Here is an 11,202-nt window from a genome sequence, read left to right on the forward strand (position 1 = left end):
CGACAGGCCGTTTCGCGTTGCCGCCCCGGGTCAGCGCCGGCGAGACCGCAGCAGGGTGCGCGAGTCCTTCCGGCGCGCGTCGGCTTCTCGCCGGGCCGCCGCGGCGATCTCCGCCAGCTCGGCCGGGTCGATGATCTTCTCCCGCACCCGGGCCCCCGCCGCGCCGCGCTCGCGCTCGGCGCGGTCGATCGACTGCCAGCCCGCCCGGTCGATCACGGCCGGCTGGCGAGAGCGGATCAGCGCCGCCAGTGCCGGTGCGGCCGAACGCGGTTCGCGCAGGCGGCCCGCGTTGAAGTCCTCCACGAGCGCGTGGACCGTCTGCTGCGCGCAGGACTTGTTGGTGCCGATGAACCCCGACGGCCCACGCTTGATCCATCCGGTTGCGTAGGTGCCCGGCAGGACGGTTCCGCCGACCCCGTCGAGAACCCGGCCGTCCGCGTTCGGGAACACGCCGGCCTTCTCGTCGAACGGCACCCCGTCGATCGGCACCCCGCGGTAGCCGATCGAGGTGAGCACCAGGCCGGTGTCGAGCAGTTCCAGGTCCTCGGTCGGCTCGACGCGCACCTGTCCGTTCGCCCCGACCGTCAGCGAGTTGCGGACGAGTTCCACCCCGGTGACGGTGCCGCGGCTCCGCTCGGGGGTCGTTCCAGGTGGGCCGCCGAGAATCCGGGTCGGGGACTGCAGGTAGCGCAACGTGATTCGCCGACGGGCGCCGAGTGGAGCCTGCGGAGCGACCTGGACCCCGGTGGCGCGCGTACGGAGGGAGTCGATCAATTTCAGCTTCTGCTCCACCGCGTGGGGAAGGGCGCCGTCGTCGGCAAGTCGGGCGGTCGCGGCGTCGAGGGCCAGCTCGGCGGGGTCGACCAGCACGTCGGCGTCCGCGGTGGCCAGTAGCGAGGCGAACTCGGGGACCGTGAACGCGGACTGGGCGACGCCTCGCCGGGCGACGAGCACGACCTCCTGGATCCGGCTGCTCCGCAACGCCTCCAGCGCCGGTCGCGCGATGTCGGTGCCCGCGAGCCGGTCCGGGTCGGCGGTGAGGATCCGCGCGACGTCGAGGGCGACATTGCCGTTGCCGACGATCACCGCCCGCTCGTGGGAAAGGTCGAAATCGTGGTGGGCGTGGTCGGGGTGACCGTTGTACCAGGCGACGAACTCGGTCGCGGACGCCGTTCCGGGCAGATCCGCGCCGGGCACGTCGAGCTTCCGGTCGGACGAGGCGCCGACGGCGTAGATCACCGCGTGGTGGTGTGCGAGCAGGTCGTCGTGCGTGACGTGCTTGCCGACCTCGACCCCCAGGTAGTACTCGAAGCCCGACTGTGCCGCCATGGTGTCGTAGAGCCGCGCGACCTGCTTGGTCTTCTGGTGGTCGGGCGCGACGCCGGCGCGAACCAGGCCGTGCGGCACGGGCAGCCGGTCGAAGACGTTGACCGCCGCGCCGGGCTGGGTGAGCAGCTCGTCGGCGGCGTACATCGCAGCCGGGCCGGAGCCGACGATCGCGACCCGCAGTGGCTCGCGATCGCGGCTGACGGCAGCCGCGGCGATGACCGGCGCGAGCGTCGGCCGCGGGCGCGCTTCCTTGTAGAAGTCCGCATTGATCGACAGGAACACCTGCTGCGACTGCTCGAGCTTCGAGTGCGGGACGATCGCGTCGACCGGGCACGCGGAGACGCAGGCGCCACAGTCCACGCACGCGGCCGGGTCGATGTGCAGCATCTCGGCGGTCAGGAAGTCGGGCTCGTCCGGTGTGGGGTGAATGCAGTTGACCGGGCAGGCGTACACGCAGGACGCGTCGCTGCAACAGGACTGGGTGACGACGTGGGGCATGGCGGTGGAATCCGATCTGGGGACGTGCGGTCAGGCCGCCCGGCGGGCGGGTTCGCTGCGGTACCGAGAGACCTCGCCGTCGATCTTCAGGGCCTTCCAGACGAGGCGGGAGGCCGGGTTCATCAGCCCGCTGTCGGTGGCCAGCATGCGCACGTCGGCGAAGTAGTCGCGCAGGGTCTCCCGGGCCTCCGGGGTTGCCCAGAACAGGTCCTTCTTGACCTGCTTCGGGATGTCGAACTCGCGCCAGAACTGCTTCGGCGGGATCACGATGACGTCGCACAGGATCCGCATGATGACGGGCATGGCCAGCGAGGCGAAGAAGCGGCCGACCTTGGACATCGCCGGGACCCGGCGCCGCAGGAACTGGTGCGCGAACGAGATGTGCCGGGCCTCCTCGGCGACGTGAATCGCCATGACGCCCTTCATGATCGGATGGATGACACCGTTCTCGCGGAGCACGGCCTTCTGGATGTGGTCGATCGGCTCCTCACCCGCGAGCACGCCCATGAAGAAGATCACCGGCAGCGTGGACCCGGCCAGGGGCAGGAAGGGGGAGACGAACCGCATCAACGGACCCATGCCAGGGGTGTCCTTGCCGATTCGATTCACCATCTCCTGGAACATGAGGGTGTGGTTGCACTCCTCGATGCTCTCGTGCGTGCAGTACCGGGCCTCGGCCGAGCCGTTCTCGAGCGAGAAGACGTACTGCATCATGCCGCGGATCAGGATGTTCTCGAACTGCAGGCCGACCTTGGCCACGTTGGCCTGGCGCCACATGCCGATCTCGATCTGCTTCTCCTGCGGGAGCGCCTGATACCAGGGATGGCTGCCGAGGGGATCGCTCTCCTTCTGCAGGACCCATCGGGGGTCGTTCGGGGTGACTGCGAACTCGGGGGCATCCCAGGCGATGTCCTCGAACGGGTCGAAGTGCTTGTGCACCGATGCCGCCGAGAGCATCGTCAGGGATTCCTCGTAGCGCGCCCGGTCCGTGTCGGTGGGTGTGCCGGTGGTGAGGGTCATCGCTTCTCCCGTGTCGCAGTTACGTCCGGGCGCCGAGGTTCGAGTACGGCGATCGGATGTCGATTCATGTGAGTGTAACGGCGAGTTTCAGATAAATCTACGAAGCGGGACGACTGCGTGGCACGGCACGGAAAAGGCCCCGCGGCTGGGGTGAGCCGCGGGGCCTTCTCGGTACTGCTGGTGGGCGGTGAAGCGTAGAACTCCCTAGAGGAACAGCGCCGCCACGCCGGCGCCCGCGCCGACCAGGCCGACGACTGCCGCGACCAGGGTTGCGCCTGCTGCGACCTGGCCGAGCTCCGTTGCCGATGAACCCATGTGAACTCCTTGTGTCGAGGAAGCGTTGCTTCACTGTGACGCCCTCGTTGGCGCTTGATGTATGTCTACCCGAGGAAATTCGCAGTTCCAACGCCTAATGGCCCTGTGGCACAAGGCATTACCTGAAAGCAACAGCTAGGTCACGGCCCGTAACCTGAGGTAACGAGGCGGTAACATTGATGCCGCGTCTAGTCGTCCACTCCGCGCGCCGCCAGGGCCTCACCCATCGCATCGGCCGTGCGCAGCGCCCCGATCACCACCGGGACGGCGAGAGCGCGAAGCGAGAAGCCGAGGCCACGCGCCTTGCGGGCCTCCGTCACACTCGCGACCAGCCCGCTGAGAAGTGGAATGCAGCGGATGGTCATCGCCATCACCAGGCCGACCCGGTCGGTGTCGACCCCGAATCGCCGCAGCGGCGTCAGGCCGCGGTGCACCGCGTCGAGCATGTCCAGTACACGAGTCGTCAGGGTGACCAGCGCCGCGACCGCCACCGAGAGCAGCAGCACCCCGCACACCACCAGTGCGCGCTGCCAGCCGGTGAAGATCGTCTGGAACAGGCCGATGAACAGCAGCATCCACAGCACCGGGCGCAACTGAGCCAGCGCCAGCCGCGTCGGGATCCTGGCGATCAGGTAGCCCGCCAGCACCGCGGCGGTGGCGGGAACCAGCTGCCAGGGCTCGCGGACCACGACGGCCAGGCAGACCAGGGCTGCCACCAGCCCGGCCAGCTTCGCCCCGGCGGGCAGGCGGTGCAGGACCGAGCGGCCCGGGTGGTAGAGCCCGAGCGTGGTCATCCGACGAGCCGGCGGTAGAAGCCGATCGCCTCGCCGGGCAGGCCGTCCGCGACCACGCCGCCGGAGTCGATCACCAACACGCGGTCGAAGTCGGCGAGCAGTTCGAGCTGGTGGGTCACCGCGATCACCTGCTGTGGCAGCTCGGCCAGGGTGCGTGCGACCAGCCGGGTGTTGCGCAGGTCCAGCAGGGTGGTCGGCTCGTCGGCGACGATCACTTCCGGCTCGGTGACCATGATCGCGGCGATCGCCAGCAGCTGCTTCTGCCCGCCGGAGAGCTGGTGCGTCGGGTGACCGGCATGACCGGCGAGGCCGAACGTGTCGAGCACCGCCGCGACCTTGGCGTCCCGGTCGGCGGCAGGGAGTCCGCTGCGCCGCAGCGAGAATGCGATGTCCTCGGCGACGGTCGGCATGATGATCTGGTGGTCGGGGTCGGTGAAGACGAACCCGACCTTGCGGCGCACCTTCCGGCCGTCGCGGCCGGTGTCCAGGCCGTCCACCGTGACCCGGCCCGCACTCGGTGTCACCAGCCCGTTGACCATCCGCGCGAGTGTCGACTTGCCGCTCCCGTTCGCCCCGACGATCCCGATCCGGGCCTCGGTCAGGGTCAGGTCGATTCCGGCGAGCACCCGGCGCTCGCCGTAGTGATGCGCGACGGACTCGAAACGGATCTCGCTCATGCGGTCTTCTCAGGCGGCGTCGGGAGCCGGCGCCGGCGCCGGCGCCGGGGCCGGTGTCACGGCCGCGCCGGTGAGCAGCGCGGGATAGGCGCGGTGCACCTGGGCGGCGACGGCGGCCGCGACGACCGCCTTGATCGCGTCGCCGGGCAGGAAGGTCACGTTCAGGCTCAGCGCCTTCGCGAACGTCAGGTCGGCGCGCACCATCATCCCGGCGATGCCGAACGCGTACAGCACGACGATGCCGCCGATCAGGTTGATCAGCGTCCCGACGATCACGTTGTAGCGGGGCAGCAGCTTGACCGTCAGCCAGCCGATCACCGCGACGGTGGGAATCCAGCCGATCAAGAACCCGGCCGTGGGGCTCGACAGCGAGGTCAACGACGTCCGGCCGCCCGCGAGCACGGGCAGGGCCAGGCCGAGTGCGATCACCGTGAGTACCGACAGCACGCCCTTGCGGGGACCGAGCAGTGCTCCGGCGAGCATCACGCCGAGGGTTTGCAGGGTGATCGGGACACCGGAGGTGCCGATGTTGATCGTCCCAGGCAGACCGAGGGCGATGATCAGCGCGGCGAACACAGCCACCTGCGCGAGGTCGCGCGCGGAGAACTTCGGGGCGCCAGAAATACGGGTGGACACGGCGGGGCACGGCTCCTTGAACGTCGGGGGACCGACCGAGCTTATGTCAGGCCGGTGGGTGAGCCCCCGGGCCGGGCCGGGGGTCCGTCCGCCCCCTCTCTCGGGGATCACCCTGATCTTTCCCTGATCTTGCCGCTGAGCTGGTGCTTTCCGGTCGTCGGCGTGCAAGTGTTGGACACATCGAACCGCCGATGCTGGTTCGCCGGAGTGAATGGAGAACGGACGTGTTCTGGAAGATCATTGGAGTGGTGGCCCTGATCTGGGTCGCGATGGCGCTGGTCGGCGTGCTGGTCAAGGGACTGTTCTGGATCGTCGCGGTGAGTGCGGTGGTGTTCGGGCTCTACCTGCTGTTCAAGGCGATGTCGGGCAGCGACAGCAACGACGTCACCCGAGTCTGACGCGTCGCGAGGCGCGTCCGCCGGGTTCGGGGCATGCTGCCTCCATGGAGTCGACACACATCGCGCCGGTGCCCGAGGACTGGCAGCGCGGCATCGTGATCGTCGCGCACCCGGACGACATCGAGTACGGCTGCGCCGCCGCGGTGGCCCGCTGGACCGCGCAGGGCAAGGACATCCGCTACGTGCTCGCGACCAGCGGTGAGGCAGGGATCGCGGGCATCCCACCCGCCGAGAGCGGGCCGCTGCGCGAGGAGGAGGAACGTCGCTCGGCCGCGCGGATGGGCGTCCGCGAGGTCGAGTTCCTCGGCCACCCCGACGGCCGCCTCGAGGCGGGCATCGGACTGCGTCGCTCGCTGGCCGGCGCGATTCGTCGCCACCGGCCCGAGTTCGTCGCGACGAGCAACTTCCGTGAGACCTGGGCGCCGGGGTTCCTCAACAGTGCCGATCACCGCGTGCTCGGGCTGTCCGCGCTCGATGCGATCTCGGACGCCGCCAACGAGTGGATCTTCCCGGACCTTCTGGAGCCGCCGTGGTCGGGTGTGCGGTGGGCGGCGGTCACCGTCATGGTCGACTACACCCACGCGGTCGACGTGACCGCCACGGTCGGGGTGGCGGTCACGTCGCTGACCGAACATGCGCGGTACCTCCGCGCGCTCAGTGACGTGCCGGTGGCGGAGCAGGCCGCGACACAGATCGAGATCGCGACCGGGCCGAAGGGCGGCTTCCCGGCGGAGCGCGCGGTCGGCTTCGAGCTGTTCACCTTCTGACGTGCCCGTGCGGGGTCGTCAGCTGATCGGTGCTCCCACGATCACCCGGCCCGCGCCCACGACGGCCTCGATGTCGATCGGCAGCGGGGCGGTCCGCTCGCCGTCGGCGTACGCGGTGATGTCCGGAGCCTCGAGCCGCACGCGCCGGGATCGGAAGGTCTGTACCTCGTCCAGTTCGACGTGGGTGCCCTTGTACACCGTCGGGAACAGCCGCACCAGCCGCAACCGACTGCCCGCGGTGATCACGGTGATGTCCAGCAGCCCGTCGGTGACCTCGGCGTTCGGGGTGATGAGCATGCCGCCGCCGTACGAGGTGCCGTTGCCGACCGTGACCATCGCGGCGTCCAACTCGATCTGCTGGTCGTCGAGCACGATCCGGTAGGGGATCGGCCGCAACTGCGCCAGTTCCACGATCATCGCGACGTTGTACCGCATTGGCCCGCGGGGCCAGCGGAGCCGATTCGCCCGGTCGGTGACCAGTGAGTCGAACCCGCTGGACAGCACGGTGCCGAACCACCGGGTGAACCCATCCTCGCCGGAATCGGGTTGGGTGATGCGCCCGAGGTCGATCGTTTCGACGGTGCCCCGGGCGATTACGTCGGCGGCGGCGGACGGGTCGTCGACCGGGATGTGGAACAGCCGCGCGTGGTCGTTGCCGGTGCCGCCCGGGATGATGCCGAGCGGAATGCCGGTCTGGGCCAGGGCCTGCCAGGCGATGCTGATCAGACCGTCGCCGCCGGCCGCGACGAGCGCGTCGGTGCCCTCGGCGACCGCCTTGCGGGCCAGCGCGAGCGCCTCGGCCGCGGATTCGCCCTCGATCTCGGTGACCTCGACGCCGAGATCGCGCAGTCGGGCGATCGCGGCGGCTGCCGCCTCGGGGGCGTGGCCGTTACCGGCGGCCGGGTTCGTCAGGACCGTCACAGACCTCGTCACGGAATCAGCTTGCCAGGGTTGAGGATTCCGGTGGGGTCAACGGCGTTCTTGACGGCCTGCAGAACGCGTCCGCCCAGTTCGCCGACCTCGTCCGTCATCCACGGCCGGTGATCGCGGCCGACTGCGTGGTGGTGGGTGATCGTGGCGCCGACGGAGACGATCGCATCGCCCGCGGCTTTCTTCGCCGCCGCCCACTGGGGCAGCGGATCCGCGGTCTGCGCGCACACGACGGTGAAGTAGAGCGACGCGCCCGTCGGGTAGGTGTGCGAGATGTGGCACATGACCAGCGCCGGGGTGCCCTGCGCGGTCAGCGATTCGGAGAGCGCGGTGGTGACCGCGATGCGCAGGTTCGACAGGTTCGACCACGTGGTGGCGGTCTCCAGGGTTTCCACGATCGCGCCCGCGTTGAGCAGGGCGTCGCGCAGGTACGGGGCGTCGAACCGGCCGTGCTCCCAGCTGCGGGCGGGCTGCTCGCCGAGCGCGGCGCCGCCCGCCGCCGTGATCAGCGCGAAGGCCTCGTCGTGGCGGGCCCTCGCGTGCGCCTCGGTGCCCTCGAAGGTGGTGATCGCCAGGCAGCCGGCGGTCGGGCTGTCGCCGCCGATGTCGCCCGCCAGTGCGAGGTTGAGTCCGGTCTCGGCCTCGTCGGACAGCCGCATGACGGTCGGGGTGGCTCCGGTCTGGATCACCGTGCGCAGCGCGGCGGCGCCGGACTCGAAGTCGGGGAACGACCAGCCCTGGTAGACGGTGGTCTCGGGGACCGGATGGACGCGGACCGCGACCTCGGTGATGATCCCGAAGGTGCCCTCGGAGCCGACGAACAGCTCGCGCAGGTCGGGGCCGGCGGCCGACGCGGGCGCGCGACCGAGGTCCAGGTCGCCCGCGGGCGTCGCGACGCGGACTCGGTGCACCATGTCGTCGAAGCGGCCGTACCCGGCCGAGGCCTGGCCGGACGAACGGGTCGCGGCGAAACCGCCGATGGTCGCGAACTGGAAGCTCTGCGGGAAGTGGCCGAGGGAGAAGCCGTGCGCGCCCAGCAGCTGCTCGGCCTGCGGGCCGGTCACGCCGGCCTGCAGCACCGCGATGCCGGAGATCGGGTCGAGGCTCACCAACGCGTCGAGCCTCCGCAGGTCGAGAGCGATCACCTCGGCGAAGGCGCCGCGCTCGGGGTCCACGCCGCCGACCACACTGGTGCCGCCGCCGAAGGGGACGACCGCGACCGACTCGGCCGCGCACCAGCGCAGCAGGGCGAGGACGTCGTCGTGCGAGCCGGGCAGGACCACCGCGTCTGGTGCGTCCTGCGGCTCGGTGTCCTTGCGGCGCAACAGGTCCGGTGTGCTCTTGCCGCCCGCGTGGCGGAGCCGGGTCGCGTCGTCGGTGCGCACGTGGTCGGCGCCGACGACCGCCGCGATCTGGGAGCGGTGTTCCTCGGTGAGGTTGGTCGGGCGCAGTGTGACACCGGACTCGGCCGGCGGCGGTGCCTGCTCGACGGAGACCCCGAGCGCCGCGTTGAGCAGGGTGAGCACCTGCGGGGAGAGCTGTTTGCGGAACTCGCCGACGCCCCAGGCGTCCCATTCCATGGTGGGCGCCGCGGCGTCCGGGCGTTCGAGGAGTGCATCGGATCGCGTCGCTGCTGAGTCGGTCATGCGTTACAGTGTTACACACGATGTCTATCCGTAACGCACAAATGCCGCCCGACGCCGATGCGCCGCCCGCGGCGCGCACCGTCGACGACCAGATCCTCGACGCGGCCCGGGCCTGCGTACTCGAGTTCGGCCTGCGGCGAACCACGCTCGCCGAGATCGCTCGTCGCGCCGGGGTCAGCAGGCCCACGGTGTATCGGCGCTGGCCGGACACTCAGGCCGTGGTTGCGGACCTGCTCACCCGGGAGATTCGCCTGGCGTTGCCGCAGATGTCAGGCGCGGGACTCGCGCGGGAGCAGTTGGTGCACGGCGTCGCGGAGTCCGCGGAGACGGTGCGCAGTCACCCGCTGTTCGTCAAGATCCTGCGTTCGGATCCCGAACTGCTCATCACCTACATCGTCGATCGGCTCGGCGCGAGCCAGCGCGCGATCATCGACGCCCTCACTCCGGTCGTCGAGATCGGGCAAACCGACGGCTCGATCCGAGACGGCGATCCGGTCGGTCTCGCGACCATGGTGCTGCTGATGACCCAGTCCGCGGTCCAGTCCTCCGGGATGGTCGCCGAGCTGCTGTCCGCCGAGGCGCTGAATGCCGAGCTCGCGCACGCGGTCGACGCCTATCTCAGTCCCCATCCCCGAAACACCTAGGAGCCCCGTGCACACGCAGACTTCGTCGGCACTCAACGCCGACCGACGCAGCAGGGAACTGACCGAGCTCGCCGACGGCGCCGAGATCGACGTGCTGGTGATCGGCGGCGGGATCACCGGCGTCGGGGTCGCCCTCGACGCCGCGACCCGCGGGCTGAAGGTCGCCCTCGTCGAGCGTCACGACCTGGCGTTCGGCACCAGTCGGTGGAGCTCGAAGCTCGCGCACGGCGGACTGCGCTACCTGGCGTCGGGGAATGTCGGGATCGCCCGCGAGAGCGCCGTCGAGCGTGGCATCCTCATGACCCGCACCGCCCCGCACCTGGTGCGCGCGATGCCGCAGCTGGTGCCGCTGCTGCCGTCGGTCGGGCTGTTCGAGAAGTCGTTGGTGCGAGTGGGATTCCTGGCAGGCGACGTGTTGCGGGCAACCGCGCGAACCCCGTCGCGGGTGCTGCCGCGGTCGCGACGAATCGGGGCGCGGGAGGCCGCCGCGCTCGCCCCCGCGGTCGAACGGGACGGCCTGCGCGGCGCGCTGCTGGCCTACGACGGCCAACTGATCGACGACGCCCGGCTGGTCGTGGCGATCGCGCGCACCGCGGCCGCCAACGGCGCCCGCATCCTGACCCGGGTCGGCGCCTACGACGTGACAGGCCGCTCGGCCCGGTTGCGTGACGAACTGACCGGCGGGGAGATGACGGTGCGCGCCCGCACCGTCGTCAACGCGGCCGGCGTGTGGGCGGGCCAGGTGGATCCCGACATCGCGCTCAAGCCGAGCCGCGGCACCCATCTGGTGCTGTCGGCCGCGGCGCTCGGCAACCCGACCGCCGCACTCACCGTGCCGATCCCCGGTGAGACCAACCGTTTCGTCTTCGCGCTGCCCGCGCAGTTGGGTCGGGTCTACCTGGGCCTGACCGACGAGGCGGTCGACGGTGAGATCCCCGACGTACCGCAGGCCGAGGAGTTCGAGATCGACTTCCTGCTCGACACCGTCAACACCGCGCTCGGCACCGCGTTGACCCACGACGACGTGCTCGCGACCTACTCGGGCCTGCGGCCGTTGCTCGACACAGGGGACGGCGACACTGCCGACCTGTCCCGGAACCATGCCGTGCTGACCTCGTCGAACGGGGTCATCAGCGTGGTGGGCGGCAAGTTGACCACCTACCGCAAGATGGCCCAGGACGCCGTCGACGCGGCGGTCCGGGCGGGGGGACTGGCGGCCGGGCCGTGCGCGACCACTCGTCTCCCGCTGGTCGGTGCCGGGCCTGCGCCTCGTGATCTGCCCGCGTCGCTGGTCGCCAGGTACGGCTCGGAGTCTGCCGCGGTGGCAGCCTGCGGCGACCTGGAGCCGGTCGCCGAGGGCATCGACGTCACCGGGGCGGAGTTCGCGTTCGCGGTCAGTCACGAGGGTGCGCTCGACGTCGGCGATCTCCTGGACCGCCGCACCCGGATCGGACTGGTGCCCGCGGACCGTGAACGGGCAACGCCCGCAGCCGAAGCCGCGTTGAGCGGCCGCTGACGGCCGTACCGACTCACACGGAACGCCCCCTG

Annotated in this window: 11 protein-coding genes; 4 read left to right on the forward strand and 7 right to left on the reverse strand. The window is 70.5% G+C overall.

Annotation, left to right across the window (positions count from 1 at the left end):
• Positions 1-30 precede the first annotated feature (30 nt).
• The 5 genes from ACFXGJ_RS22025 to ACFXGJ_RS22045 form a co-directional block, all read right to left on the reverse strand.
• Entirely contained in the window at positions 31-1,827 is a 1,797-nt protein-coding gene (locus ACFXGJ_RS22025; protein ID WP_378624807.1) for an FAD-dependent oxidoreductase, read from the reverse strand.
• A 30-nt stretch (positions 1,828-1,857) separates the two neighbouring features.
• Entirely contained in the window at positions 1,858-2,847 is a 990-nt protein-coding gene (locus ACFXGJ_RS22030; RefSeq protein WP_378624810.1) for a diiron oxygenase, read from the reverse strand.
• Positions 2,848-3,350: 503 nt separating this feature from the next.
• Positions 3,351-3,956: an energy-coupling factor transporter transmembrane component T family protein gene (locus ACFXGJ_RS22035; protein ID WP_378624813.1), complete on the reverse strand. Its 606-nt coding sequence runs from the start codon at positions 3,954-3,956 to the stop codon at positions 3,351-3,353.
• The gene (locus ACFXGJ_RS22040; RefSeq protein WP_378624816.1) at positions 3,953-4,633 is read right to left on the reverse strand and encodes an energy-coupling factor ABC transporter ATP-binding protein; all 681 of its coding nucleotides are present in this window, start codon (positions 4,631-4,633) and stop codon (positions 3,953-3,955) included. The genes ACFXGJ_RS22035 and ACFXGJ_RS22040 overlap by 4 nt, the downstream gene beginning before the upstream one ends.
• A gap of 9 nt (positions 4,634-4,642) precedes the next feature.
• Positions 4,643-5,269 carry a biotin transporter BioY gene (locus ACFXGJ_RS22045; RefSeq protein ID WP_378624819.1) on the reverse strand — a complete coding sequence of 209 codons (627 nt, stop codon included), beginning with the start codon at positions 5,267-5,269 and terminating at the stop codon, positions 4,643-4,645.
• Positions 5,270-5,493: 224 nt separating this feature from the next.
• Here ACFXGJ_RS22045 and ACFXGJ_RS22050 point away from each other — a divergent pair, with 224 nt between their 5' ends.
• Together ACFXGJ_RS22050 and ACFXGJ_RS22055 are read left to right on the forward strand one after the other, a co-directional pair.
• Positions 5,494-5,667 carry a hypothetical protein gene (locus ACFXGJ_RS22050; protein ID WP_378624823.1) on the forward strand — a complete coding sequence of 58 codons (174 nt, stop codon included), beginning with the start codon at positions 5,494-5,496 and terminating at the stop codon, positions 5,665-5,667.
• 59 nt (positions 5,668-5,726) lie between these two features.
• Positions 5,727-6,434 (forward strand): PIG-L deacetylase family protein, encoded by a 708-nt coding sequence (locus ACFXGJ_RS22055; protein ID WP_378624835.1) that lies wholly within the window; start codon positions 5,727-5,729, stop codon positions 6,432-6,434.
• A gap of 18 nt (positions 6,435-6,452) precedes the next feature.
• Here the strand turns inward: ACFXGJ_RS22055 and ACFXGJ_RS22060 are convergent, their stop codons facing one another.
• Both ACFXGJ_RS22060 and ACFXGJ_RS22065 read right to left on the reverse strand, forming a co-directional pair.
• Entirely contained in the window at positions 6,453-7,367 is a 915-nt protein-coding gene (locus tag ACFXGJ_RS22060) for a diacylglycerol kinase (RefSeq protein ID WP_378624826.1), read from the reverse strand.
• A complete protein-coding gene (locus ACFXGJ_RS22065) occupies positions 7,364-8,944 on the reverse strand; it encodes an FAD-binding oxidoreductase (protein ID WP_378624839.1) in 1,581 nt (526 codons plus the stop codon). The genes ACFXGJ_RS22060 and ACFXGJ_RS22065 overlap by 4 nt, the downstream gene beginning before the upstream one ends.
• A gap of 86 nt (positions 8,945-9,030) precedes the next feature.
• Here ACFXGJ_RS22065 and ACFXGJ_RS22070 point away from each other — a divergent pair, with 86 nt between their 5' ends.
• Both ACFXGJ_RS22070 and ACFXGJ_RS22075 read left to right on the forward strand, forming a co-directional pair.
• The gene (locus tag ACFXGJ_RS22070; RefSeq protein ID WP_378624829.1) at positions 9,031-9,654 is read left to right on the forward strand and encodes a TetR/AcrR family transcriptional regulator; all 624 of its coding nucleotides are present in this window, start codon (positions 9,031-9,033) and stop codon (positions 9,652-9,654) included.
• Complete coding sequence (locus tag ACFXGJ_RS22075; RefSeq protein ID WP_378624832.1) at positions 9,596-11,170, forward strand: glycerol-3-phosphate dehydrogenase/oxidase; 1,575 nt, start codon at positions 9,596-9,598, stop codon at positions 11,168-11,170. Before ACFXGJ_RS22070 ends, ACFXGJ_RS22075 begins: the two co-directional genes overlap by 59 nt.
• Positions 11,171-11,202: the final 32 nt, after the last annotated feature.

This window comes from Rhodococcus sp. NPDC059234, from assembly GCF_042754225.1.
Classification (GTDB): Bacteria; Actinomycetota; Actinomycetes; order Mycobacteriales; family Mycobacteriaceae; genus Rhodococcus_G.

Coding starts and splice junctions, on each gene's coding strand:
- ACFXGJ_RS22025 (WP_378624807.1), bottom strand. CDS start 1,827: ATGCCCCACGTCGTCACCCAGTCCTGTTGCAGCGACGCGTCCTGCGTG.
- ACFXGJ_RS22040 (WP_378624816.1), bottom strand. CDS start 4,633: ATGAGCGAGATCCGTTTCGAGTCCGTCGCGCATCACTACGGCGAGCGC.
- ACFXGJ_RS22035 (WP_378624813.1), bottom strand. CDS start 3,956: ATGACCACGCTCGGGCTCTACCACCCGGGCCGCTCGGTCCTGCACCGC.
- ACFXGJ_RS22030 (WP_378624810.1), bottom strand. CDS start 2,847: ATGACCCTCACCACCGGCACACCCACCGACACGGACCGGGCGCGCTAC.
- ACFXGJ_RS22065 (WP_378624839.1), bottom strand. CDS start 8,944: ATGGAATGGGACGCCTGGGGCGTCGGCGAGTTCCGCAAACAGCTCTCC.
- ACFXGJ_RS22070 (WP_378624829.1), top strand. CDS start 9,031: ATGTCTATCCGTAACGCACAAATGCCGCCCGACGCCGATGCGCCGCCC.
- ACFXGJ_RS22075 (WP_378624832.1), top strand. CDS start 9,596: ATGCCGAGCTCGCGCACGCGGTCGACGCCTATCTCAGTCCCCATCCCC.